Source organism: Streptomyces lonarensis, from assembly GCF_012033735.1.
Classification (GTDB): domain Bacteria; phylum Actinomycetota; class Actinomycetes; order Streptomycetales; family Streptomycetaceae; genus Streptomyces; species Streptomyces lonarensis.
In genome coordinates this window covers 1-25930 of the sequence record NZ_JAAVJD010000057.1, presented here as the reverse complement: position 1 = coordinate 25930, position 25930 = coordinate 1, and the positions used below count along the sequence as shown (strand labels likewise).

Below are 25930 nucleotides of genomic sequence, written 5' to 3'. Positions count from 1 at the left end.
AACCCCGGCGCCACCCTCACCCTCACCGAAATGCTCCCCACCCCCGACCAGACCTGGCTCACCGACGAACACCACAACACCTACACCTCCGAACTCCGCTTCGTCGCCGTCGACCAGGAGCGGACGGAGCTCCCGCGCCGCTGAGCAGCCCCTCACCGCGCACCCCGGACGCCGCCGGTCCCCGACAGGGCCGGCGGCGTCGGCGTGTTCGCGGCCGGCCCGGCCCAGCCGCCCGGCACCGCGACGGCTGTCGCCCCCGCGCCCGGTCCGTCACGGGTGCCGACAGCGCGTCCCCGGGGGCCGGCTCCCCTTCCGTCCCCGCGCCCCGCGCCAGATGTCCGCGCTGCCCGTCCGGGCGGCGGGTCGCACGGCACCCGTCGAGGCGGCCCCGGACGCCGCTCGCTGCCCGTTCGGGCGCTGGTGTCAGGCCAACAGCCGGTCCAGGGTGGCCGCGAGGGTGTCCACGTGCGGCTTCCGCATGACGCCGAAATGGTCGCCGGGAACCCGGTGGACCTCCAGGCCGCCGGTCAGCTCCCGCCACCGTGCCACGTAGCCGCGGAAGTCCTGTCCGGACGCCACCTCGTGCTCGCCGTCGGCGAGTTCGTCACTGGCGACCAGGTGCAGGGTGCCGGGGTAGTAGCGGTGGCGGTAGGACAGGGTCATCTCCATGACCTCGCGCCAGATCAGGGCGGAGGGCAGCCAGACGGCGGCGCCGCTCTCCTCGGGCAGCGTGATGCCCGTCTCCGGGTCGGCGTCGTCCACCAGGTGCTCCAGGAGGCGCAGGATCTCCGCCCGCAGCTCGGTGACGTCGCCGGGATCGGCGGCGGCCTCCCGGCGTTCCAGTTCCGACAGCAGCTCGGTGCACCGCTCGATGAGGCGGAACTCCTGCCACAGGCCCTCCCGGTCGTGGCTGTCGAGCCCGGGGTCGAGCAGGACGAAGGTCACCTCCTCGCCGTCCGCCCGCAGCCGGTCCGCGAGCTCGGCGGTGATGCCGCTGCCGCCGCACCAGCCCAGCAGCCGGTAGGGCCCCCGGGGCCGGGCCCGCCGGATCTCCCCGAGGTACCGGGAGGCCATCTCGGCCGCGGTCGGGACGGGTTCGCCGGGCCCGGCCTGCAGTCCGGGCCACTCCAGCGCGGCCACCGGCTGCTCCGGATGGAGGTGCGGCACCAGCCGCCGGTACCAGTGGGCACTGCCGCCGCCGGGGTGCACGCAGAACAGCGGTGCCCGGTCGCCCTTCTCGCGGAGCCACATCAGGGCGGGGGCGGTCGCGCCCGCGGGGGTGCCGCGCTCGGCCACCGCCGCCACCGCCTCCAGCGTCTGGTGCTCCACGAAGGCGCGGACCGTCAGCTGGAGCCCGTGCCGCTCCCGCAGCAGCGCCACCGCGCGCAGGATGAGGAGGGAGTGGCCGCCCAGCAGGAAGAAGTCGTCGTCCACCCCGACGCGTTCCCGGCCGAGGACCTCGCACCACACCTGCGCCATCGCCCGCTCGGCGGCGGTGCGGGGCGCCCGGTGGGCGTCACCGGCGGTGACGCGGTCGGGCGCGGGCAGGGCCGCACGGTCGACCTTGCCGTTGCCGTTGAGCGGCAGCGAGGGCAGCTCGACCCAGGCGGTAGGGACGAGGAACGCCGGCACCCGGGTGCGGAGCGCGGCGCGGAGCGCGGCGCGGTCCAGGGCGTCGGCACCGGGACGTCCGACAACGTAGCCCACGAGTTCCTTGTCGCCGTCGGCCCCGGTGCGGCAGACGGCGGCGGCCGCCGCCGAGACGCCGGGGAGCGCGGCGAGCGCCGACTCGACCTCGCCGAGCTCGATGCGGTGGCCCCGCACCTTGACCTGGTGGTCGCGCCGGCCGAGGAAGTGGAGCGTGCCGTCGGGGTCCTGGCGGACGGTGTCGCCGGTGCGGTAGAGCCGGCCGCCGGGGGTGGCGCCGGTGGGGTCGGGGACGAAGCGCTCCGCGGTCAGTTCCGGGCGCCGGTGGTATCCGCGGGCCACGCCGGGCCCGCCGAGCAGCAACTCGCCCGCGACACCGTGGGGTACCGGGTTCATACCGGGGTCCACCACCAGGGCGGTGGTCCGGGCTATCGGGGAGCCGATCGGCACGGGGCCGCCCGCGGGGTCGGGGGTGATGTCGTGGTGGGCGGTGGCGAAGGTGGTGCACTCGGTGGGCCCGTACATGTTGCTCACCGCGACGCCGTGGGCCCGCGCCTCCCGCAGGTGGGACGGGGAGAGGACGTCGCCGCCGGTGAGGACGGCGCGCGGGGCGGCCAGCGCCTCGGGGCGGCGTTCGGTCATCAGGTGGAAGAGGCTGGTGGTCAGGAAGGCGACGGTGACACCGCTCCCGGTCAGCAGGTCGGCGAGGGTGTCGGTGGTGGGGGTGCCCGGCGGGCACAGGACGAGGCGCCCGCCGCATGCCAGGGCCGCCCACAGCTCGAAGGTGGAGGCGTCGAAGGCGAGGGGCGAGACCACCAGCACCGCGTCGTCCGGCCCGAGGCGGGCGTGGTTCTCGTCGTGGACGAGGCGGACGATGTTGCGGTGGGTGATCTGCACGCCCTTGGGGCGGCCGGTGGAACCCGAGGTGTAGATGAGGCAGGCCGCGGAGTCGGGCGAGGCGGCGCGCGGCAGCGGGTCGGTCGTCGCGTCGGCGGGGCTGTCGCGGATGTCGCGCTCGACGTCCTCCCACAGCAGTCGCTCCGGGCCGCCCGTGCCGGCGAGGCGGTCCACCAGGTCGGCGCGGGTCACCAGCAGGGAGGCGCCGGAGTCCTCCAGCAGGTAGCGGATCCGGTCGCGGGGGTAGTCGGGGTCGACGGCGAGATAGGTGCCGCCGGCGAGCATCACGCCCAGCAGGGCGACAACGGTCTCGGGGCCGCGTTCCAGGCAGACCGCGACGGGGGTCTCGGCGCCCACGCCGCGGCGCCGCAGCAGTCGGGCGAACGCCTCTGCGCGGCGCCCGAGTTCGTCGTGGGTGACCTCCGCCCCGTCGGCGGTGAGCGCCACCGCTCCGGGCCGTCCCGCGCGCAGGACCAGCTCGGGCAGGGTGAGCTCGGGGAGCGGGTCGGTTTGTGTCACGGGCCGTGCGGCCGCCGTCAGCTCCACGGGCACAAGCCGCCGCGGGTCGGCGTCCGGGGTCCGTGCCATGGCCCGCAGCACCCGCAGGAACACCGCGGCGAACGCCTCCAGGCGGGCCCGGTCGGCCCAGCCGGGGCGGCAGGTGATCCGCAGGTCGCCGGGGAAGGTCCAGACGTCGAGGGTGAACTCGTTGGGGCTGCTGTCGGTGACCTCGTCGGGCGCGGCGCCCGACTGGTCGAGCACATGGAAGTCGAGGTAGCCGAAGACCACGTCGACCAGCGGGGTGCCCTCGCCCCACTCGCGCTGCATGGCGGGCAGGGGGTAGCGCCGGTGTGGCCAGACCGCCGCCTCCTCCGCGAAGACGGCGCGGAGCAGTGCGCGCCAGCTCGGGGCGTCGAGGTCCACCGCGAACGGCACGGTGTTGAGGTACATGCCGCGGGTGTCGTCGCCGTCGGGCAGCTCGGGGCGGCCGTTGCAGACGGCCCCCGCGAGGAACCGGCGTTGGCCGCAGAGGGCGCCGAGGGTGGCCAGGTGCGCGGTGTACAGGACGGTCTTCAGCGAGGTCCCGGTGGCGGAGGCCAGTTCCCGCAGTTCGGGGGCGAGGTCGTGCCAGGGCGCCCGCACCTCGTGGGCGGGGCCGCCGCGTTCCGCCGGCGCGGTGGCGGCGGGCAGCTCCAGCCGGGGGTGGTCGGTCAGTCGGGCGCGCCAGAAGGCGCGGTCGTCCTCGGAGGCGAGGGATGCCAGCTCCCGGGCGACGAAGTCGGCGTAGCGCGCCCGGGGCGGCGGGTCCGCCGGGTGGTCCGGATGCTCGCGGAGCGCGCCGTACCCGGCGCGGATCTCCTGGATCACCGAGTGGTGGCTCCAGCCGTCGAGGACGGCGTGGCACTCGGTGTGGGTGAGGGTCCAGGCCCGGTCGCCGGTGCGGTGGACGTGGTAGCGGACCAGGGGCGCGGTGGCGAGGTCGAACGGGGTGTCGGCCTCGGTCGCGCGGTGGGCGGCGATGGCATCGCGCTGTTTCTGCGGGGGCAGGGACCGCAGGTCGGTGACGCCGACGGTGACCGGCGCCTCGCGGTGGACGAGTTGCAGGGGGCGGGCGTAGCCGGTGAGGGCGAAGGAGGTCCGCAGGATCTCGTGGCGGGCGACGGTGCGGTCGATGGCGGCGCGGAGCGCCGCCTCGGAGAAGGGGCCGTCGTCGGTGAAGTGGAAGCTGCTGACGTTCAGGTAGGAGTTGGCGCCCGGGTCGGCGAGGAGTTCGTAGACCATGCCGGCCTGGACCTCGCCCATCGGATAGGCGTCGGCGAGGCCGCCGGGCAGGGCCGCCCGTTCCTCGGCTGTGAGCAGCGCGAACGGCTCGACGAGCGCGGCGCCCGGGGTGTCGTCGCCCATGACGGCCACCGTGGCCAGTTCGGCGACGGTGGGGTGGGTGAAGAGGTGCTGGACGGAGAGGGCCACTCCCCGGCCGGCCAGCGCGCCGACGGCGCGGATGGCGCGGATGGAGTCGCCGCCGAGGTCGAAGAAGCGGTCGGTCACCCCGATCCGTTCCAGGCCCAGGGCGTGCGCCAGCTCCTCCGCGAGTACCTCCTCGACGGGGGTGCGGGGGGCGACGTGCCCGGCGGTCGCCCGCGCGCCCGCGCGGTCGGGCGCCGGCAGGGCGCGCCGGTCGGTCTTGCCGCTGGGGGAGAGCGGGAGGCGCGCCAGGACGACCCAGTCGGCGGGGACCATGGCCTCGGGGAGCCGCTCGCGCAGCCAGCCGCGGACGGCGGCGGGGTCGGGGTCCTGCCCGGTGTCCGCGTCGGGGACCAGGTAGCCGACGAGTCGGCCGTCGCGGACGGTCGCGGCGGCGTCCCGGACGGACGGGTGCTCGCGCAGCCGCGCCTCCACCTCGCCGAGTTCGATGCGCTGGCCGCGGATCTTGACCTGGTCGTCCAACCGCCCCAGGTAGTCGATGCTGCCGTCGGGCAGCCACCGCGCCAGGTCGCCGGTGCGGTAGAGCCGGCCGCCGGCCGGGCCGAAGGGGTCGGGCACGAACCGGTCGGCGGTCAGGTCGGGCCGCCCGTGGTAGCCACGGGCCAGTTGGACGCCGCCGAGGAGCAGTTCGCCGGGCACGCCGACGGGGGCGGGGCGCAGCGCATCGTCGACGACGTGGGCGCGGGTGTTGGCGATGGGGCGGCCGATGGTGACGCGCCGGCCGGGGGCGCAGGGGGTGCCGGTGACGTCCACCGCCGCCTCGGTCGGCCCGTACAGGTTGTAGGGGGCGACGGGGAAGCGGCGGGCGGCGTCCGCGACGAGGTCGCCGGGGAGCGCCTCACCGCTGCACAGCAGGTGGCGGACGGAGGTGAGCGGTGCGTCCTCCCGCGCCGGGGTGGTGCAGAAGGCGCGCAGCATCGACGGCACGAAGTGCAGGGTGGTGATCCCCTCGGAGGCGATGACCTCGGCGAGGTGGGCCGGGTCGCGGTGGCCCCCGGGCCGCGCCATCACCAGGGTGGCGCCCGCGGTCAGCGGCCAGAACAGCTCCCAGACGGAGACGTCGAAGCCGATGGGGGTCTTCTGCAGGACGCGGTCGGCGGCGCCGATGGCGAACTCGTCCTGCATCCAGCGCAGCCGGTTGACGATGGCGCGGTGCTCGATCACCACGCCCTTGGGCCGGCCGGTGGAACCGGAGGTGTAGATCAGGTAGGCGGCGTCGCCCTCGCCCGCCACCGGGCGGGTGGGGATGGCGGTTCGGGCGGTGCCCCCGGGCCCGGCCGGGCGGCCGTCCGGGCCGACCCGGACGGTCGGGGTCGGGCCCTCCGGCCAGGGGTCGGCCGGGGCCGTGACCACGGCGACCGCGCCGGAGTCCTCGATCATGTGGGCGAGGCGCTCGGCGGGGAGCCCCGGCTCCAGCGGCAGGTAGGCGGCGCCGGCCTTGAGGACCGCCAGCAGCGCGACGGGCAGCGCCAGGGAGCGGTCCAGGTGCACGCCGACGACCGTTCCCGGGCCGACGCCGTGGGAGCGCAGCAGGGCGGCGAGCGCCTCGGCGCGCTGGTCGGTCTCGGCGTAGGTCAGCTCCGCTCCGTCGGCGCGGACCGCGACCGCGCCGGGGCGCTGCGCCGCCTGTGCCTCGATCAGCCCGTGCAGGGTGCCGCCCGGGTGGTCGACGGCGGTGTCGTTCCACGCGTGGACCACCTGGTGGCGCTCGGGCGGCGCCATCATCTCCAGCGAGTGGACCGGGGTGTCGGGTGCGGCGGCCACCGCGGCGAGCAGCCGGACGTAGTGGTCGGCCGCGCGCCCCGCGGTGTCGGCGTCGAAGAGGGCGGTGGCGTAGTTGAGGCCGCCGCGCAGCGAGCCGTCGGCGCGTTCGGTGACCGAGAGGGTCAGGTCGAACTTGGCGGTGGTCTCCCCCACCGGCAGCTGTTCGGCGGTGAGCGCGCCGGCGCGGCGGGCCCCGTGCGGGGCGCCGTCGGCCGGTGCCGCGTCCCAGAGGAACAGGGTGTCGACCAGCGGGTTCCGGGAGGGGTCGCGTTCGCGGTCCAGGGCGGCGACGAGGCGGTCGAAGGGCACCTGCTGGTGGCCGTAGTCGTCCAGGGTCGAGGTGCGGAGCCGGGTGAGGAGTTCCCGGAAGTCGGGCTCACCGCCGAGGTCGGCACGCAGCACCAGGGTGTTGAGGAAGAGGCCGGCCATCCGCTGGGTCTCGGGGCGGTCCCGGCCGGAGACCGGGGTGCCGACGGCGACGTCCCGGGTACCGCAGTACCGGCCGAGCAGCAGCTGGAAGACGCCGAGGTAGGCCATGAACGGGGTGGCCCCGGCCTCCTTGGCGAGCGCCGCGACGCGGTGGGCGACGGCGGCGGGCACCTCGAACCCGGCGACGGCGCCCGCGTCCTCGCGTACCGCGGGTCGGGGCCGGTCGGTGGGCAGTCGCAGCGGCTCCAGGCCGCTGAGCCGGTCGCGCCAGTAGGCGAGTTCGGTGTCGAGCCGCTCAGGGGTGAGGTGGCCGCGTTGCCAGGCGGCGAAGTCGGCGTACTGCGGCCGGGAGGTGTCCTCGTCGCCCGGTGCGGGGACGGGCGCGGGGCCGCCGGTGCTGTGACGGTGGTAGGCGTCGAGGAGTTCACCCACCAGCAGGTCCTCGGTGACCCCGTCGGAGGCGATGTGGTGCACCGTCAGGAAGAGAACGTGCTCCGTGTCGGCGGTGCGGGCCAGCACCGCCCGGGTGACGGGCCCGGTGGCGAGGTCGACCGGTTCGCGGTCGGAGGTGGCGAGGGCTGCCAGCCTCTCGCGCCGCCGGTCGGCGGGGAGCGGGCGCAGGTCGGTCTCGGTGCGGTGCAGCGGACCGGGCGGGTCGATGATCTGGGAGGGTTCGCCGTCACGCTCCTCGTAGCGGGTGCGCAGCACCTCGTGGCGCGCGAGGAGTTCGTCGAGGGCGAGGGTCAGCGCGGCGGGGTCCAGCTCGCCGCGCAGCCGCAGCGCGGCGGTCATCAGGTAGGCAGTGCCGCCCGGCGCGAGGCGGTCCAGGACCCACAGGCGCCGCTGGGCGTGGGAGAGCGGCAGCGGGCCGCCGCGGGGGACGGTGGGGAGGAGGTCGGGGCGGGCGGGGGCCGCGCCCCGCAGCAGGCGGCTGAGCAGCTGTGCGCGCAGGGCCGCGGCGTCCAGGGTCTGGTGGGTCATCGTGCGCCTTCCCGGTTCAGCAGTCGGGTGACCTCGTCGTCGGAGAGCTGGGCGATCTCGGCCTCCACGGCCGCGGTGACGGCCGCGGCGAGCGTGGCGACGGTGGTCGCCTCGAACAGCAGCCGCAGCGGCAGGTCGAGGGCGAAGGTCTCGCGGAGCCGCGCCAGGACGCGGGTGGCGAGCAGGGAGTGCCCGCCCAGCAGGAAGAAGTCGTCGTCCGCGCCGACGCGTTCCAGGCCCAGGGTCTCCGCCCAGACGGTGGCCACGGCCTCCTCGGCGGGGTCGCGGGGCGGGGTGTACGGCCGGGGGGTGCCGATCTCGGGGTCCGGGAGCGCCCGGCGGTCGATCTTCTGGCTGGAGGTCATCGGCAGCGCGGGGAGCGCCGTCCACAGCGTCGGGACCATGTAGTCCGGCAGTCTCTCCCGCAGGTGCTCGCGGAGCGCGGCGGGTTCGAGGGCGTGCCCGTCCTCGCCCACGACGTAGGCGGCGAGGTCCGCTCCGCCCGCGGCCGCCTCCCGGGCGACGACCGCGGCGGCGCTCACCCCGGGGTGCTCGGTGAGCGCGGCCTCGATCTCGCCGAGCTCGATCCGCAGGCCGCGGATCTTGACCTGCTGGTCGATGCGGCCGAGGAACTCCAGGACGCCGTCCGGGCGGTGGCGCACGAGGTCGCCGGTGCGGTAGAGCCGGCCACCGGCCGGGCCGAAGGGGTCGGGCACGAAGCGGTCGGCGGTCAGCTCCGGTCGCCCGTGGTACCCGCGGGCCAGCCGCACGCCGCCCAGGCAGAGCTCGCCGGGGACGCCGGTGGGGACGAGGCGCTGCCGGGCGTCCAGGACGTAGGCGCGGGTGCCGGGGAACGCGTGCCCCAGCGGGAGGGAGGCGGTGCCGCGCTGCCTGGCGAGGTCGCCCAGCTCGGTGTGGAGGACGGAGCTGACGCTGGCCTCGGTCGGTCCGTAGCAGGCGATGAAGCGGCCGGGCAGCCCGGTCTCCTCCCACCGGCGGGCGTCGGAGACCGTCACGACCTCACTGCTGAGATTGATCAGCCGCAGGTCGGTGAGGGCGGAGGTGTCGTGCGCCATCACCTCGCGGTAGTACGCCGGGGTGGTCTCCAGGACGGTGACGCGGTGCTCGGCGAGCTTGCCCGGCAGCTCCTCCGGCGTCCAGAACAGCGGGTCGGCGACGACGACGGTGGCGCCGACCACCAGCGGCGCGGCGATCTGCTCCATCGCCACGTCGAAGGTGGGCGCGGAGAGCTGGCCGACGCGCTCCCCCGGGGCGATGCCGTACAGGTGCGCCGCGGTCAGGCAGTGGTGGGCGTAGGCGCGGTGGTCGATCATGACGCCCTTGGGCCGGCCGGTGGAACCCGAGGTGTAGATGACGTAGGCCAGCGCCTCGGGGTCCGGCGGCGGGAGAGCCGCGGCGTCGGCGCCGGGGGGCGGTTCGGGGAGTTCGTCGACGGTGACCACGGTCCGGCCGTCGGCGGCGGCGGTCGCGGTGTCGCGGTGCGCGGCGGTGGTGACCACCAGCGGCACCTCGGCGTCGGCGAGGATGCCCGCGAGGCGGCGCGGCGGGTGCGCCGGGTCGAGCGGGAGGTAGGCGGCGCCCGCGCGCAGCACGCCCAGCAGGGTGACGACCGTGTCGACGCTCCGGGGTTGGCAGGAGGCGACGACCGTCTCCGGCCCTGCCCCCAGCTCGCGCAGGCGGTGCGCGAGGCGGCGGCTGCGTCGTTCCAGCTCGCCGTAGCTCATCGCCGGACCGCTGTGGAGGAGGGCGACGGCGTCCGGGGTGGCCGCTGCCCGGCGGGCGAACAGCTCCGGGACGGTGGCGTCCGGGGTGCCGTCGGCCGCCACGCCGGGGACGGCGGGGTCGAGCGGGTCGGGCCATTCGGTGGTGAGGCGGCGCAGTTCGGCGTCCGGGATCAGTCGGAGTTCCCCGACGGCGGTGTCGGGGCCGGTCAGCGCCGACTCCAGCACCCGCAGGTAGTGGGTCGCGAGCCGCTCGACGGTCTCGCGGTCGAAGAGTGCGGTGGCGTACTCGAACCAGCAGTGCATGCGGCCGTCGGGCCGCTCCTTGACGGTGAGGGTCAGGTCGTACTTGGCGACGCCCTCCCCCGCGCGCAGCGGTTCGACGGCAAGGTCGCCGAGGGAGCCGGCGATGCCCGCCATGTGCTGGTGCTCGAACATCACCTCGAAGAGGGGGCTGCGCGAGAGGTCGCGTCCGGGGGCGACCTCCTCGACGACCCGCTCGAAGGGGACCTCCTGGTGGGCGAACGCCTCCAGGGTGCGTTCGCGGACCTGTTCCAGGAGGTCCGCGAAGGCGGGTGATCCGGCGAGGTCGGTGCGGATCACCAGGTTGTTGACGAAGACGCCCAGCAGTTCCTCGGTCTCCTCGCGGGTGCGACCCGCCACCGGCGTGCCGACCGCGATGTCGGCGCGGCCGGTGTAGCGGTGCAGCAGCACCTGGAACGCGGTGAGCAGCGTCATGAACGGGGTGGCGCCGTGGCGTGCCGCGAGACGGGAGACGGCTGCGGCGGTCGCGGCCGGGAGGTCCACGACCACGGTGTCGCCGCGGGGGTCGCGCAGCGCCGGCCGGGGCCGGTCGGTGGGCAGCTCGACGGGGACGAGGTCCGCGAGTCGGTCCCGCCAGTACGCCAGGTGGTCGGCCGTCGCCTCGGTGTCCTCCTGCCGCCGCTGCCAGGCGGCGTAGTCGGCGTACCCCACGGCGGGCGAGCCGAGCGGGGCGCCGTCGCCGCCGGTCCGCAGCCGGTAGGCGCGGTCGAGGTCGCGGAGGAAGATCTTGGTGGACCAGGCGTCGAAGGCGATGTGGTGTGAGGTCAGGGCGAGCCAGTGGTCGTCGGGGGCCGCACGCACGACGGTGGCGCGCAGCGGGTGCTCCCGGGAGAGGTCGAACGGGACGCGCAGCGCCTGCTCCACCAGTTCCCGGGCGCGGTCCTCCCTCAGCCGCTCGGGCACGCCGCTTCCCCGCCCGCCGGGTCCGGCGGTCAGGTCGGCGAGGTGGAACGGGACGCTCCCGGGCGGGTCGACGTGCTGGAGCGGCGTGCCGTCCCGGTCGGTGTAGCGGGTGCGCAGCACCTCGTGGACCCGGGCGACGTCCTCCAGGGCACCGCGCAGCGCGTCGGTGTCGAGCGGGCCCCGGAGCCGCAGCGCCAGCGGTATCAGGTACTCGGAGCCGCCGGGGTCCAGCTGCTCCAGGAACCAGAGCCGCTGCTGGCCGTGGGAGAGCGGCAGGCCGCCCTCCCGCGGCTCGGGCCGCACCGTGTCGACGGGCGCGGCGGCCCGGCGGACCCGGTCGGCGAGGCCGGCGACGGTGCGGTCGTCGAACAGTTCTGCCACCGTCAGCTCGACGCCGAAGGTGCGGCGCAGTCGCAGCGCGAGGCGGATGGCGAGGAGGGAGTGGCCGCCCAGGGCGAAGAAGTCCGCGCGGGTGTCGGTGACGGGAACGCCGAGCACCTCGGCCATCGTCGCGGCGATCGCAGCCTCGGTCGGGTCGCTCGGCGCGACACCGTCGGCGGAGGCGGCGGAGGTGGCGGCACCGCCGGAGCCGGCCCGGTCGGGGTCGGGGTCGGGGAGCGCGCGGCGGTCCGTCTTGCCGCTGGCGGTCAGCGGCATCTGCTCCAGCAGCAGCAGCCGACCGGGAACGACGGGAGCGGGGAGCCGGTCCGCGAGGTGGTCGAGCAGCGTGGCGGCCAACTCGTCGTCGCGCGCGGCCGGCACGACGTAGGCGGTGAGTGCGGTGTCGCCGTGCGCGTCGCGGGTCGCGGTGACGGCGGCGGCGGCCACGGCGGGGTGTGCGGTGAGCAGCGCCTCGATCTCGGCCGGTTCGATCCGCACCCCGTGCACCTTGACCTGGTCGTCGGTGCGTCCCAGGAACTCCAGGGTGCCGTCGGCCCGCCAGCGCACCAGGTCGCCGGTGCGGTACCACCGGCCGCCGGGGGTGGTCGCGTACGGGTCGGGGGTGAACCGCTCGGCGGTCTGCGCGGCTCTCGCGTGGTAGCCGCGGGCCAGTCCGACGCCGCGCACGCACAGCTCGCCGGGGACGCCCACGGGCACCAACCGGTCGGCGGCGTCCACGACGGAGACCCCGGCGCCCGGCAGCGGCCGGCCGATGGGCACGACTCCGGCGGCCGGGTCGCCGGGGCGGTACGCCTGGTGGGTGGAGTCGATGGAGCACTCGGTGGGTCCGTACGTGTTGTGGACCTCGACCTGGGGGAGCACGGCCCGCAGCCCCTCGCAGAGCGACGCGGGCAGCGGTTCGCCCGCGGAGCTGACCAGCCGCAGGGTGGAGCATCCGGCGAGGGCCGGCTCCTCGACGAGCAGCCGCAGTACGGAGGGGACCACCTGCAGCAGCGTGACCCGGTGGCGCGCCACCGCGGCGGCCATGACGGCGGGGTCGCGGTGCGCGTCGTCGGGGGCGGCGACGACGGTGCCGCCGGAGACCAGCGGGGAGAGGAACTCCCACATCGCGGCGTCGAAGCCGATGGTCGTCTTCTGCAGCAGCCTGTCGGCCGGGGTCATGGCGTAGCGGTCGACCGACCACAGGACGCGGTTGCGGAGTCCGCCGTGGCGGACGACCACGCCCTTGGGGGTGCCGGTCGATCCCGAGGTGTAGATGAGGCAGGCGGCGTCGTCGGGGTCGGCGCGGTACGGGAACCCGGCGGGCGGCAGGTACCCGGCGCCGCTCGGCGTGGTGGGGAGGGTGTCGACGGTGAGGACGCGGGCGCTCTCGGCGAACCGGTCGCGGAACTCGTCGGCGGTCAGGACGACGCCGGCGGCGGAGTCGGCGAGCAGCGCGTTGCGGCGCGCCGGGGGCAGGTCGGTGGCGAGGGGCACGAGCTGTGCGCCCGTGCCGAGTACGGCGAGGAGCGAGGCGACCAGGTCGGGTCCGCGACGCAGGCTGACGGCGACGGGGTCGGCCGTGCGGACGCCCGCGTCGACCAGGGCGGCGGCCAGTTCGGCGGCGCGGTGGGCCAGTCGGGCGTAGGTGACGTCACCGTCGTCGTGGGCGACGGCGACGGCGTCGGGGGTGGCGGCCGCGCGGTCCAGCACCATGCGTACCAGGGGCCGGTCGTCGCCGGTGGGGGCGAGCGGGCCTTCGCCCCAGCCGAGCACCGTCGCGCGCTCGGTGGGGGCGAGCAGGTCGAGTTCGGCGACCGGCCTCCCGGGGTGGTCCGTGACGCCCTCCAGCAGTTGGAGCAGGTTGGCCGCCATGCGTTCCATCCGGTCGCGGTCGAACAGCGCGACGGGGAAGAGCAGTTCCCCTGTCAGGCTGCCGTCGGCCCGCTCGGCGAGGTGGAGGGAGAGGTCGAACGCGCTGCTGCGGGTGGTGGGTTCCTCGCGGGTGACGGTGAGCCCCGGAAGGGAGAAGGGGCTGCGGTGGGCGTTGTGGAGGGCGAACCCGGCCTGGAAGAGCGGGTTGCGGCCGGGGTCGCGCGGCGGGTCCAGCGCCGCCACCACCTGGGAGAAGGCGACGTCCTGGTTGCCGTAGGCGTCGAGGGTGGCGTCCTTGACGCCGTCCAGCAGCTCGGGGAAGGTGCGGTGGCCGCCGAGGTCGCCGCGGATCACGACGGTGTCGAGGAAGATCCCGAGCAGCTTCTCCAGCCGCACGTCGTCGCGGCGGGCGAAGGAGACTCCGACGGCGACGTCCGCACGGCCGCCGTACCGGGCCAGCAGCAGCTGGTAGGCGGTGAGGTAGGCCATGAAGAGCGTCGCTCCGCGCTCCTGCGCCAGTTCCCGGACGCGGGCTGCGAGGGGGGCGGGGACGGTGAAGCGGACGATGTCGCCGTCCGGTTGCCAGGTGGCGGGGCGGGGTCGGTCCGTCGGCAGGTCCAGTGGTTCGAGGCCGGCGAGCCGCTGCCGCCAGTGGTCGAGCTGCCGGTCGGTCACCTCGGGCTGTGCCGCCAGCCACTCCCGGCGCCACTCGGCGTAGTCGGCGTACTGGAGCTCCAGCGGCTCCAGCGGGTCGGGGCCGCCGGTGCTGAACGCCTCGTAGAGCGCGCGGAGTTCGTCGGCGACGATCCCCCAGGACCAGCCGTCGAACGCGATGTGGTGGAAGGTGAGGAGCAGCGCGTGCTCCCCGGGTGCGAGCCGGACCAGCGCCGCGCGCCAGGGGTGTTCCGCCCGCAGGTCCAGCGGGCGTCGGCTCCGCTCCTCGACCAGCTGCCGCAGCCGGTCCTCGCGCTCCGCACGCGGAAGGTCGCCGAGGTCCGCGCGGTCGGGGACGACGGGCGACGGGTCGTCGATGAGCTGGACGGGCGACCCGCCCTCGGTGCCGTAGCGGGTACGCAGCACCTCGTGCCGGCCGGCGATCTCCGTGAGCGCCGCCGACAGCGCCCGGTCGTCCAGCGGGCCGACGATGCGGAAGGTCTCGTGCATCAGGTACTCGGTGGCGCCGCCCTGCCTGAGCTGGTCGAGCAGCCAGAGCTGTTCCTGTGCGTGGGACAGCGGGTATCCGCCGTCGGCGCTTTCCATCGGTCGTCTCCCTGGGCGTGTGGTCCGGCGGCGGTGCTGCCGGTGCGGGGCGGGCCCCGGGGGCGGCGTGCCGCGGTCGGGGCTGCGGGGGGTGCGGTACGGGGCCCGCACCGGTCGGTCCGGTCGGGCGCGGGGGCGGCCGCCGCGCGCGGGGCGGCGGGGCGGTCAGCTCTGCTCGACGGGGCCGTCGGAGGGCTCGGTCATGGCGACGGCGATCCGACGGGGGCCGGTGAACGGCTCGCGGGCGTGCGCGGCCAGCATGTTGTCCACGACCAGCACGTCGTCACGCTGCCAGTCGAAGCGCCGCCACTGGGCGCGGTAGCAGCCCCGGATGTGCGCCACGACGTCGTCGGGCACGGGGGCGCCGTCGCCGTAGTACGTGTTGGTGGGGAGGTCCTCCTCCGCGTACATCTCGCGGAGCGCGGCGCACACGTCGGGCTTCAGGGTCGTGACGTGGAAGAACGTCATGTGGTTGAACCACACCTGCTCCCCGGTGACCGGGTGGCGGTGGACGGCCTGCCGGCGGGCGCGGGTCCGCAGCCCGCCCGGTGTCCACTCGGCGGTCATCCCGCCGCGTGCGCAGTACGCCTCGACCTGGGCGCGGTCCTCGGTGTTGAACGCCTGCTGCCACGGCACGCCGAAGCCCTCGCTGAAGTTGCGGACCACCATCCAGCCGCGGGCGGCGAACTCCTCCCGGACGTCGGGGTCGATCGCGGCGAGGACCCTGCGGGTGTCGGCGAGCGGGGTGGAGCCCTGGGTGTCGGGCGGGCTGACGCAGTAGAAGAACAGCGTCAGCGGCCAGGTCGCCTGGTAGGAGTTCTCGTTGTGGAGGAAGATCTCCTCGGCCGGCGGGTAGTCGGTGGAGGTGTAGACGTTGCCCTTGATGGTGCTGCGCGGCGAGGAGCGCTCGGCGTAGCCGAGGGGCAGCCCGCCCAGGGTGCGGACGACACCGTCGAACCCGTCGACGTCACCGGGGCCGAAGCCGCGCAGCAGCACCGCGCCGTGTTCGCGCAGCAGCCCGCGTATCTCGCCCCGGCGGGCGGCAAGGTCGCGCGTTCCCGGGGAGGCGGCGGGCGCCGCCTCGACCAGGTGGGGGAGGGAGCGGCCCGGGCGGCCACCGCTCCGCCGCGAGCTCGAACGGGCAGTGAGGAGGGGTGGGTCAGCAGTCATGTGGCCAGGGTCGGCTCCTGTCGATGGCGGGGGCAGAGAACTTCCGGCGGAGTCCTTGGCAGCGCGCCCGTCGCGGTTTGTGCGCGTACTTCCCTGTGGACGGCCCGTCGTCGCCGCGAAGCTGGCGGCACCGCCCGGCGACCACGCCGTGCGGCCCGGCCGGGGCGGCCCCGTACGCCCGGCGCCCGGCGCTGCGGGGTCCGCGGTGCCCGCGGGATCAGAGAGGTGGGAAGGTCCATGACGACAACCGGTGGCCCGCACGGCGGCCCGGAGGTCACGCCGCTGCGGCGCAACCGCGACTTCATGCTGCTGTGGGGCGGGTCCGCGGTGGCGCTCGTCGGCTCGACCGCCTCCACGGTCGCCTACCCGCTGCTGATCCTGGCCGTCACCGGTTCCGCCGCCGACGCGGGGCTGGTGGGTTTCGTGACCCTGCTGCCGGCCCTGCTCTTCCAGCTGCCCGCCGGGGTCCTGGTCGACCGGTGGAACCGCAAGCGGGTGATGGTCTGGTGCGACGCGCTCCGGGCTCTGGGCGCCGCCAGCATCGTGCTGGCGCTGGTGCTCGGTGAGCTCCGTCTGGCGCACGTGATGGTCGTCGGCTTCGTCGAGGGCACGCTGACCGTGCTCAACGGGCTGGCCTCGACCGCCGCGGTGCCCAATGTCGTGCACCGTTCGCAGCTCTCACTGGCGCTGGCGCGCAACGAGTCGCGCAGCCGCGCCGCGACGATGGTGGGAACCCCGCTGGGCGGCGTGCTGTTCGGCCTCGGCCGCGCCGTGCCGTTCGTGTTGGAGGCCTTCGCCTACTTGGTCTCCCTCGTGACGCTGCTGTGCATCCGGAAGGACTTCCAGGTCCGGCGGCCCGCCCGGGCGGCGGTCCCGGACGGCACGGGCCCGGTCAGGAGCAGACGCGCCCGGATCACCGAGCAGTTCGGCCGCATGTTCGAGGGGCTGGCCTGGCTGTGGCGCCGTCCGTTCCTGCGCTCCGCCGCGCTGCTCGTGGCGGGGAGCAACATGCTGTTCCGGGCGCTGTTCCTGGTCGTCATCGTGCTGCTGGCCGAGGAGGGCGCGGGGCCGGCGTCGGTGGGGGTCCTGCTCGGAGTCGCCGGGGCCTGCGGGATGGCCGGCTCGCTGGCGGCGGGCTGGTTCTGCCGCCGGGTGCCGCTGAACGTCCTCGTCATCGGCGCGAACTGGGTGTGGGCGCTGCTGATGTGCGTCCTCTTCCTGGGCGGCGGGCTGTGGCCGGCGGCCGTGGCGTACGTGGCGATGTGGTTCGTCGGGCCCGTGTGGAACGTCGCCGTCGGCAGCTACCAGCTGGCCACCACCCCGGACGCGCTGCGGGGCCGCGTCCTCAGCGCCTCCAGCCTGCTCGCCAACGGAGCGCTCCCGCTGGGGGCCCTGGCGGGCGGTCTGCTGCTGGAGGGTCTCGGGGTGCGCGCCGCCGCCGGTGTGCTGACGGTGTGGATGGTGGCCATGGCGCTGGCCGCGACGGTGTCGGGGCCGGTGCGCCGCGCCACCACCACCGCCGCCGACGCGGTCCCACCGGACGCACCCGCCGTTCCCGACACGCCCGCTCCCCCGCCGACCGAGCCGGCCGCCGTCCCGGTGGCGACCCCCACGGCCGCGGCCGGGCCTGCCGCCACCACCGTCCCCGAACCACGCTGAACCGGGGCGGCGACGTATCCGATCGCCCATGCACGCCGTCGCACCCGAGACGACCGAACCGCACCACCCGAACCCCCGAGGAGAGCCCGAGATGCACCGCACCGTCTTCAAGTCCAAGATCCACCGCGCGACCGTGACCCAGGCCGACCTGCACTACGTGGGCTCGGTGACCATCGACGAGGATCTGATGGACGCCGCCGACCTGCTGGCCGGCGAGCAGGTGCACATCGTGGACATCACCAACGGCGCCCGCCTGGAGACCTACGTCATCGCCGGCGAGCGCGGTACGGGGGTCATCGGCATCAACGGGGCCGCCGCCCGACTCGTCCAGCCGGGCGACATGGTGATCATCATCTCCTACGCGGTCGTGCCCGACGCCGAGGCGCGGCAGCTCGTCCCGCGGGTCGTGCACGTCGGGGAGGGCAACCGGCAGCTGGGCCCGGTCGGTTCGGACCTGGCGGAGCCCTCCCCCGCGGGCGAGGGCATGCGCGGCGACGCGGTGTACGCACCGGTCGGCGCGGCTCGCGGCTGACCGGCACGCCGAACGGCCGGCCCGGGGCGGTGAGCACCCGGGCCGGCCCTTACCGGCAGCAGGAGGGTCAGATCAGGCCGGCGCGTACCGCCCTGGCGACGGCGTGGGCCCGGTTCCGCACCTGCAACCGCGACATCAGTTCGTAGATGACGTTCTTGACGGTGTGCTCGGAGCAGCTCAGCACGCGGGCGATGACGGCGTTGCCGTGCCCCTCCGCCACCAGCGCCAGCACCGCGGTCTGCCGGGGCGTGAGCGGTTGCAGCGGCTCGCTCGCGCCGGAACTCACCCGCGCGGGGGTCTCGGCACCACCGGCCGGGGCGTTGAGGAGCCGCACCAGCACACCGTAGGGCAGCCGTCCGTCGCCGTGGTGGGCGGCCAGGACCGCGGCGGCGAGTTGCGTCGGGGAGGCGTCCGCGGCCCGCAGCACCGTGCGGACACCGCAACGCACGGCGCGCAGCACCCCCTCGGGGCAGACCCGGTCGGCGGCGACCAGCACCGGGCGCAGGCGCCCCGGCACGTCGGGACCGCACAACTCGACGGCCTGCTGCAGCGTGTGGCCCACGGCCAGCAGCACCTCGGAGCCGCCGGGGCCCCCGGGGCCGGCGGCGGTCGGGACACCGGCGGCGGACAGCCGCTCGTCCCAACGGGCGCGCAGCCCCGGCTCCGCGCACCGCACCCGGACCGCGACCTCGCCGGTGCGGCCGACGCGGCCCGCAACCGCCTCGGGCAGCCGGGGCGCGGGCCGGTGACCGTGGAGCCGGTCCGCGCCGAAGGCGACCGGGACGCCTCCACGCACCGCGATCCCGCTCACAGCAGACCCGCCCGGAGGGCGTAGGCGACCGCGTGCGCACGGTTGCGCAGCCGGAACCGCTGGGTCACGTCGTGCAGGACGGTCGTGACGGTCCGGACGGAGTAGCACAGTTCACGCGCGATCTCGCTCGTCTCCCGTCCGTCGGCGACCATCCGCAGCACCGCCTGCTCCCGCTCGCTGAGCCCCGCCGATCCCCAGGCGTCCGACATCCCCCCGGCGGCGCCGCGTTCCAGCAGCCCGTCCAGCAGGTCCGGGGGAACCGAGCAGTCGCCCTGGGCGGCGGCCAGCACCGTGGCGGCCAGCCGCGGCACGCTCGCCTCCTGCCGCCGCAGCAGCCCCCGCGCGCCGCAGGCGATGGCGTGCAGCGCCGAGGTGGGTGCCAACTCCGTCGCCACGAGCACCACTTCGGGCCGGTGCTCATCGGCGCGGTGGCGCCGCACCAGGTCCAGCACCGGCTCGGTCACCCGGTCCACGACGACCACGACCACCGCCGGCCGGTCGGCGGAGTCCACCACCAGCAGATCCGCCCCTTGCTCCAGGGCGCTGCGGGTGCCCGCCTCAAGCACCCGGTCCAGTGCCACGACGCCTACGCGTACCGGTTCTCCCATGGCTGCTCCTCCTCGGTCGCGAACCGGCTACCACCGGCGACCCGAGCTTCGGCCGCGGGCCGGCCGCCCGGCATCGGTGGGCCGCCCCCACATTCCGGCCCGCCACCGCCCGCCCGTGCCCCCACCCGCACCGGTCACCACGGTGCCCCCGCCCGCCACCACTCCCCCGGCCGCCCCCGGCGGGCCCCGGTCACCGTGGCGTTCGCACAGCTCAGGCCGGTGCCACCGCCCTCGGGCGCACCCGTCTCCACGCCCCGCGGCCGAGCGGCCCCGGGAATATGGGGGCCGATCCCCCATGTGCCCGCCGCGGGCCCGGTGCCACGGTGTGCGGGTGACCTCGACCTCCGCCGCGACGCAGACCGACCGCGTACCGCCGCAGCCGCTCCCGCCGCTGTGGTGGGCCCGCGGACTGACCCTGCGGGAGCGGCTCGCCGCGCCCGGCCGCCCCAGCGCCGCCGACGGCCCGACGGTCACCGCGTGGCGCGAGGCACTCGCCGGACTCGACGCGGCAGGCACGGCCGCACGCCTGACAGCGCTCGGCGTGCCCGAGGCGCTCGGCGCGGCCCTGTGGCACGAGTCGCCGACCGCGCTGGGCGAACGCGCGCCGCGCCCGCCGTGGGCCGTCTTCGTCGAGCAGGCGCTGCGCGCCGCCGCGAACGGACCGGCGGCCCCCACCGCCCACGGCGACTGGCGCGACGCGTTCGCGGCAGTGCTCCGCCCGTTCTCGGCGCACGCGCTGGAACGGCTCCGCAGCTCCTTCCACCCCGCCACCGGAGACGCCGAACGGCACGCGGTGGAGGCGGCGTTCCGGCCGTGGCTGGTGGAGCGCCTGGTCAACACGGCGGCCAGGACGATGGTGCGTGAGCTGCACACCGCGCGCACCTCGGACCTCCTCACCGGGGCCACCCCCGCCGAGCGGTTCGACTCCTTCACGGAATCGCTCGCCGAGCCCGGAGAACTCGTGGCCCTCCTGGCCCGGTACCCCGTCCTCGCACGAATCCTCGCCGAACTGTGCACCTCGGCGGCGGACGCGGCGGCCGAGCTCGCCGACCGGTACACGCGGGACCGCCCGCGGATCGTCGCCGGGCTGTGGGCCGGGCGCGACCCGGGCCCCCTCACCCGCGTCGAACTCGCCCTGGGCGACACCCACCTGGGCGGACGGGCGGTCGCCCGGCTCCACTTCCGCGACGGCACGCGGGTCCTGTACAAGCCGCGTCCGCTGGACCACCACGCCGTGTGGGACGCCGCCGTCTCCTGGCTCAACGCCGCGGTGCCCGACCTCACGCTCCGTACCGCCGCCACCGTGCGGTCGGCGGGGTACGGCTGGATGGAACACGTCGACCACCTGTCCTGCCGGACCGTCGGCGACGTCGACCGGTTCTACCGCCGGCAGGGCGCGCTGCTGGCGCTGGCACACGCGCTGTGCGGGGCCGACCTGCATCGGGAGAACCTGATCGCCCACGGCGACCAGCCGGTGCTCGTGGACGCGGAGACCCTCTTCCACCCCGACCTCCCGCTGCCCAACGTCACCGGTGACGACCCGGCGGCGGCCCGGATCACCGCCTCCGTCTACCAGACCTGCGTCCTGCCGCAGGTCGTGCTGGGAGACCACGGGCAACTGGACGTCTCGGCCGTCGGCGGCGCCGGCCAGGCCCCCTGGGGAGTGGAGGGCTGGGAGGAGGCCGGGACCGACCGGATGCGCCGGACGCTCCGCCCGGCGCCGGCACCGCCCGCGCAGAACCAGCCGCAGCTGGCCGGCGGCGCCGTGGCGCACACCGACTACCACGCCGCGCTCGTCAACGGGTTCCACGACGGCTACCGGGCCGTGCAGAGCGGCCGCGCCGGGTTCCTCGCCGAGGACGGCCCGCTGCGCCGCGCCGAAGCGCTGGAGTGCCGTCTCGTGGCACGGCCGTCGCGCCTCTACGCCACCCTGCTGGAGGAGTCCCTCCACCCCGGTGTCCTGGGTGACGCCCTGCTGCGCGAGGCGGTGTTCGCCCTGCTCTGGACCGAGGCGGCGGGCGACCCGACGCGTCTCGCGCTCGCCGAGGCCGAGACGGCCGACCTCTGGGCCGGCGACCTCCCGCTGTTCCGCCACCGGCCCGGCTCCCGGACCGTCCGGACCTCCGCGGGCGAGCACCTTCCGGGAATGCTCGGGGAAGCCGCACTCACCACGGTCCGGGCCCGGGTCGCGGCAATGGACGAGATGGACCGCCGGTGCCAGGAGTGGATCATCACCGCCTCACTGGCCACCGCCGACGACGCCGGCCGCACCGGGCGCCACCGGGCGGAGCCACTGCCGCCCGGCGGCACGGGCGCCCCCGCGGAGGTGGCGGACCCCTCACTCCTGCTGGCCGCCGCCTGTCGGGTCGCCGACGACATCGTGGCGCGCGCCCAGCACGGTGGCGGCCGCGCCAACTGGCTCGGTGTGGAACCCGTCGAGGACGCCTACTGGACGGTGCTGCCGATGGGCGCCGGGCTCGCACACGGCTATCCCGGCGTCGCCCTCTTCCTCGCCGAGCTCGGGGCCCTCACCGGCAGCGCCCGGTACACGGACCTCGCTCGCGCCGCGGTGAGCCGGCTGCCCGCCCTCGTCCGCATCCTCGCCGAGCGGCCGGAGCTGAGCCGGGCCGTCGGCCCCGGGGGGTTCAGTGGGCTGGGCGGGATCGTCTACGCCGTGTCCCGCCTGGACACCCTGCTCGGCACGGACGCACCCGCGGCCCTCCCGGACGCGCTGACCGCACTCGCCGTGGCCGCGTCGCCGACCGGCCAGCCGCCCGCCCTCTCCGTCGCGGACGGCCTCGCGGGGGCGCTCGCCGCCGTGACCTCGGTCGCCACGGACCACGAGCTGCCCCTGGCGGGCCGGCTCGCCGAGGACCTGGCCGACCGACTGACGGCAGCCGTGGGCGAACTGCCCGCCGTCGGCCCCGAGGCGGGCTTCGCCCGGGGCGCCACCGGCATCGCCTGGGCGCTGCTGCGCCACGCGGCGCACCGTCCCGGCGCGGCCGCCGGGGACACCGGCCGGCTGCTCCTGGGGCGAGCCCACCGGGCGTTGGAGGCGGCCCCGGCCGATCTCTCCTGGTGCTCCGGAACCCCGGGGTGGCTGCTCGCGGCGACCGACGGCCCGGGCGCGGACCCGTGGCGGCTGGGTCAGCCACTGCTCGACTCCGCCTCGGAGCGGCTGGCCGCACGCCCCGCCACGGCCGACCTGACACCCTGCCACGGGGAGGCGGGATCGCTGGAGGCACTCGCCGTCCTCGCCGCCGACGGCGACCCCGCCGCGGCACAGCGGCTGGCGCATCGACAGGGGCTCGTCCTGGGAGCGCTGCACCGGGACGGCCACCGGTGCGCCACACCGGGCCGCGTGCCCAGCCCCGGCCTGCTGGACGGGCTGGCCGGTATCGGTCACACACTGCTGCGGCTCGGATTTCCCGAGACGGTACCCTCCGTTCTCCTGCTCGCGCCTGGCGCAGGGCAGACCGACCACCGCCGTGCCCGGTGACGCCGACGGCGCTCACCCGGCACGCGGACCGTCGACCGGACCGCTTCCCCCGCGCCCGACCGCTCCCGACCGGGCGACCGCACCACCCCGATCCCCCGCACCGCTCCACCATCGGAACTCAGGAGGAAACGACATGACCCGCCTCTCCCCGCACCCCGGTTGCGCCACCGACGACGCCCCGGTCGCCGGATCCAGCGGCGCAGTGGCCGGCGACCCCGCCGGCGCGATGCGGCTCTCCGGTCGGAACCTGCGCAACGAGCGGGCCCGGGTGCTGGCGGGCCTGCCGCTGGGCACCGGCGTCGTCGCCTCGCTCCAGGCTGCCCACACCACGGTCTCCGCCCCGATCTGACACGGGCGCGGGGGCGGGACCCGGCCCCGCGCCGGCGGCGAACACGCGGGACACACCCCGACATTCCGGGAAGACCTCCCGAACAGGGCGGCCGACGACCGGGGGCGCCTACGATGAAGCCATGCCCATCATCGCGCCGCGTGTCGTTGGCCGGGACCCCGAGATCGCCGTGATAACCAGCGCGCTGGAGACGGCGCGCGACGGCCGGGGCGGCACCGTCTTCCTGACCGGCGAGAGCGGCACGGGCAAGTCCCGGCTGGTGGCGGAGGCCACCGGCTCCGCGCTGGGCAGCGGCATGCGGGTCCTGCGCGGTCGGACCAGCACCATCGGCCCCATGGTGCCGTTCCGACCGCTGACCGAGGCCCTCATGCCGCTGTTCCGCGGTGCGGAGCCACTGGACGACTCCCGGTTCGGGCCCTACCGGCCCGTGCTGGGGCGACTGATCCCCGACTGGGCCGCCGACGCCCAGGGACCCACCTCCCTGGTGGCCCTGGGCGAGGCGGTCCTGCGGCTGCTGGCCCAGATCGGCCACGACCACGGCACCGTGCTGATCCTGGAGGACCTCCACGCCGCCGACACCGAGACACTCGCCGTCGTCGAGTACCTCGTCGACAACCTGGAGCAGTTGCCGGTGCTGCTCCTCATCACCTGCCGGGACGACCCCGGCGGCACACTCGACCTGGCCCACTCCGCCGCCCGCCGCCAGACCGGCGCCCTGCTCCACCTCGCCTCGTTGGACCGCGACGCCACCGCGACCATGACCGCCGACTGCCTGGGCACCACCCCCGACGCCGTGCCCGCAGAGGCACTGGACCGGCTCTGGGAGGCCAGCGGAGGCAGCCCCCTGCTGGTCGAGGAGTTGCTCCAGTCGATGGTCGGCAGCGGCGCCCTGGTGCGCACCGGCGGCACCTGGCAGGTCGTCCACGACCTGCGGCACGCCTTCGCGGAACTCCTCGCGCGCGGCATCGGACACCGCGTCGAGCGGCTGGGGCCGCAGGGCCACGCCCTGCTCTCCGCGGCCGCCGTCCTCGGCCGCCGCTTCCCGCTGTCGGTGCTCCAACGCATGACCGGCCTGGACGACCGAACGCTCCTCAGCCACCTGCACGCCGCCGTCACCGCCCAGATCGTCGTCGCCGACGACCCGAACCCCGACTGGTACGCCTTCCGGCACCCGTTGACCGTGACCACCCTCCTCGCCCAGCTCACCCCGGCCAGCCGCGCCGCGCTCGCGACGAGCGCCGCCGACGCCGCGCACGGACTGCACCCGGACCTGGAGGGCGAGTGGTGCACCACCGTCGCGGCGCTGCGGGCGGACGGGGGCCGCCCGGGCGAGGCGGGGCGGCTCTTCGCCGTCGCCGGGGACCGCGCACTGCGCGACGGTGCCGTCGGATCTGCCGTGGCACTTCTCACCCGCGCCGAGCGGCTGCTGGCGACCGCCGGCGAACCGGCCGCCCGAGCGGGCGTCCTGGAGCAACTCCTGCCCGCGTTGGCCGAGTCGGGAGAGTTCACGCAGGCGCTCGCCCTGGCCGACAGTCTGCGCGAGCTGGTCGGCGCCGGACTGAGCGCGCCCCGCCTCGCAGCGCTGCGCATCAGGCTCGCCAAGGTCGCACACGCCATCGGGCGCTGGGAGGACGGCAACACGCAGATAGAGCAGGCTCGTTCGCTGCTCGCCACCGAGCCCGACGAGGCGGTGGGAGCCGCCGCCGATGTCGCCGCCGCCCATCTGGTGCTGGACACCCCCGGACCCGACCGCACCGAACGCGCCATCGCCCTGGCCTCGTCCGCCGTGGACGTCGCCCGGCGCCGCGACCTGCCCACCGTCGCCTGCGAGGCGTGGGAGCTTCTCGGCACCCTCACCCGCGAACGCGCCCCCGAACAGGCCCTGGAGTACCTCGAACTGTCGCTGCACACGGCACAGCGGAACCGGCTGCCGCTGCACCGCATGTACGCCATGGTGCGCATCGGCGGCCACCGGTGGCTCGGGGAGGGCACCACGGGTGCGCTGACCGAGGCACGCGACGAGGCGCAGCGGCTGGGCGCCGTGCCGTTGGTGCACACGATCGAGGGCATCCTCGTCCTCGACGACGTGCTGCGCGGCGCCACCGACGGGGCGGCACGGCGCGCCGAGGAGTGCCTGGCGGTCGCCCAACGGCTCCGGCTGGCACCGGTCGTCCGCTACCTCCTGGTCATCCAGGCAACGCTCGGCGCCCACCGGGGCGACCGCGCCGCCATGGAACGGGCGTTGACGAGCTTCGAACGCTGGGACAGTGCGGGTTCCCAGGAGGAGCCCCTCGCGCACGGCCTTGCCCGCGCCTTCTGCGCGCTGCTGGAGGAGGACCGGCCACGGGCGGTGGACGAACTGCGCACCGCACATCGGCTGAGCAGTCAGAACGCCACCACCTTCCAACTCGTCGGGGACCACGGGCTGGGACTGCTGCTGGACGCGCTCGACGGAACCGCCGACCGCGACCGGTACGAGGAGGTGGCGGCCGGTTCGCCCAGTCGGGTGCCCTGGAACCGCCACTTCGTGGTCCTCGCCGACGCCGTCCTGCTGGGCCGGGAGGGTCGGGGCGGGGAGGCGGAGCAGCGCGTCGCCGAGGCGCGCCGCATCGCCGCCGACTACCCGCTGGCGCTGCACCTGGGTATCCGGTTGGTGGGCGAGGAGGCCCACGGCGCCGGTTGGGGCGCCCCGGCCCGCTGGCTGCGGGAGGCGCAGCAGCACTTCCACGCGGCCGGCGTGCCCGCGGTGGCGAGCGCCTGCCGCGGGCTGCTCCGGCAGATGGGGCTGACGATCCCCCAGCACCGGGGCGGCTCGGAGCTCATCCCCGGGCCGCTCCGGTCGCTCGGCGTCACGGTCCGGGAGTACGAGGTCTTCCGGCTGTTGCCGGACAGGCCCGGCAACAAGGAGATCGCCGGGCGGCTGTACATCTCGCCGCGCACGGTGGAGAAGCACATCGCGAGCCTCGTGGCCAAGACGGGAGAGCCGAACCGGGCGGCGCTGTGCGCGCTCTCCGACCGGCTCGGCGCGGGTGCCCGCGGCCCGGTCGCAGAACCGCCCGATCCGGCGCCCCGCTGACCGGGTCGGGCCCCGCCCCCCGGCGGTGGCCCGACCC

Annotated in this window: 10 protein-coding genes; 5 read left to right on the top strand and 5 right to left on the bottom strand. The window is 75.9% G+C overall.

What is annotated here, in order from left to right:
* Positions 1 to 423: 423 nt before the first annotated feature.
* From HCN56_RS10185 to HCN56_RS10175, 3 genes are all read right to left on the bottom strand, one after another.
* Positions 424 to 7704 carry a non-ribosomal peptide synthetase gene (locus tag HCN56_RS10185; RefSeq protein WP_167969488.1) on the bottom strand — a complete coding sequence of 2427 codons (7281 nt, stop codon included), beginning with the start codon at positions 7702 to 7704 and terminating at the stop codon, positions 424 to 426.
* A complete protein-coding gene (locus tag HCN56_RS10180; protein WP_167969478.1) occupies positions 7701 to 14189 on the bottom strand; it encodes a non-ribosomal peptide synthetase in 6489 nt (2162 codons plus the stop codon). The genes HCN56_RS10185 and HCN56_RS10180 overlap by 4 nt, the downstream gene beginning before the upstream one ends.
* Positions 14190 to 14354: 165 nt before the next feature.
* Positions 14355 to 15359, bottom strand: coding sequence for a TauD/TfdA family dioxygenase (locus tag HCN56_RS10175; RefSeq protein WP_167969469.1), 1005 nt, complete (start codon positions 15357 to 15359; stop codon positions 14355 to 14357).
* Positions 15360 to 15596: 237 nt separating this feature from the next.
* Here HCN56_RS10175 and HCN56_RS10170 point away from each other — a divergent pair, with 237 nt between their 5' ends.
* Both HCN56_RS10170 and panD read left to right on the top strand, forming a co-directional pair.
* Entirely contained in the window at positions 15597 to 17018 is a 1422-nt protein-coding gene (locus tag HCN56_RS10170) for an MFS transporter (RefSeq protein ID WP_167969467.1), read from the top strand.
* Between the two features lie 91 nt (positions 17019 to 17109).
* Positions 17110 to 17550, top strand: coding sequence for an aspartate 1-decarboxylase (gene panD / locus HCN56_RS10165; RefSeq protein ID WP_167969492.1), 441 nt, complete (start codon positions 17110 to 17112; stop codon positions 17548 to 17550).
* A gap of 67 nt (positions 17551 to 17617) precedes the next feature.
* Here panD and HCN56_RS10160 read toward each other — a convergent pair whose 3' ends face one another.
* Entirely contained in the window at positions 17618 to 18346 is a 729-nt protein-coding gene (locus HCN56_RS10160; RefSeq protein WP_312871161.1) for a helix-turn-helix domain-containing protein, read from the bottom strand.
* 11 nt (positions 18347 to 18357) lie between these two features.
* Positions 18358 to 18969, bottom strand: coding sequence for a helix-turn-helix transcriptional regulator (locus HCN56_RS10155; protein WP_167969465.1), 612 nt, complete (start codon positions 18967 to 18969; stop codon positions 18358 to 18360).
* A 331-nt stretch (positions 18970 to 19300) separates the two neighbouring features.
* Between HCN56_RS10155 and HCN56_RS10150 the strand changes: the two genes are divergently transcribed.
* The 3 genes from HCN56_RS10150 to HCN56_RS10140 all read left to right on the top strand — a co-directional run bounded on the left by HCN56_RS10150 (position 19301) and on the right by HCN56_RS10140 (position 25893).
* Positions 19301 to 22468 carry a type 2 lanthipeptide synthetase LanM family protein gene (locus tag HCN56_RS10150; protein ID WP_167969463.1) on the top strand — a complete coding sequence of 1056 codons (3168 nt, stop codon included), beginning with the start codon at positions 19301 to 19303 and terminating at the stop codon, positions 22466 to 22468.
* Between the two features lie 133 nt (positions 22469 to 22601).
* Positions 22602 to 22817 (top strand): hypothetical protein, encoded by a 216-nt coding sequence (locus HCN56_RS10145; protein WP_167969459.1) that lies wholly within the window; start codon positions 22602 to 22604, stop codon positions 22815 to 22817.
* A gap of 121 nt (positions 22818 to 22938) precedes the next feature.
* Positions 22939 to 25893 carry a helix-turn-helix transcriptional regulator gene (locus tag HCN56_RS10140; protein WP_167969461.1) on the top strand — a complete coding sequence of 985 codons (2955 nt, stop codon included), beginning with the start codon at positions 22939 to 22941 and terminating at the stop codon, positions 25891 to 25893.
* The last annotated feature ends 37 nt before the right edge of the window (positions 25894 to 25930 follow it).

Excerpts from the sequence above, each read along its gene's own strand:
- HCN56_RS10185 (WP_167969488.1), bottom strand. The coding sequence starts at position 7,704 with ATGACCCACCAGACCCTGGACGCCGCGGCCCTGCGCGCACAGCTGCTC.
- HCN56_RS10180 (WP_167969478.1), bottom strand. The coding sequence starts at position 14,189 with ATGGAAAGCGCCGACGGCGGATACCCGCTGTCCCACGCACAGGAACAG.
- HCN56_RS10175 (WP_167969469.1), bottom strand. The coding sequence starts at position 15,359 with ATGACTGCTGACCCACCCCTCCTCACTGCCCGTTCGAGCTCGCGGCGG.
- HCN56_RS10170 (WP_167969467.1), top strand. The coding sequence starts at position 15,597 with ATGACGACAACCGGTGGCCCGCACGGCGGCCCGGAGGTCACGCCGCTG.
- panD (WP_167969492.1), top strand. The coding sequence starts at position 17,110 with ATGCACCGCACCGTCTTCAAGTCCAAGATCCACCGCGCGACCGTGACC.
- HCN56_RS10155 (WP_167969465.1), bottom strand. The coding sequence starts at position 18,969 with ATGGGAGAACCGGTACGCGTAGGCGTCGTGGCACTGGACCGGGTGCTT.
- HCN56_RS10145 (WP_167969459.1), top strand. The coding sequence starts at position 22,602 with ATGACCCGCCTCTCCCCGCACCCCGGTTGCGCCACCGACGACGCCCCG.
- HCN56_RS10140 (WP_167969461.1), top strand. The coding sequence starts at position 22,939 with ATGCCCATCATCGCGCCGCGTGTCGTTGGCCGGGACCCCGAGATCGCC.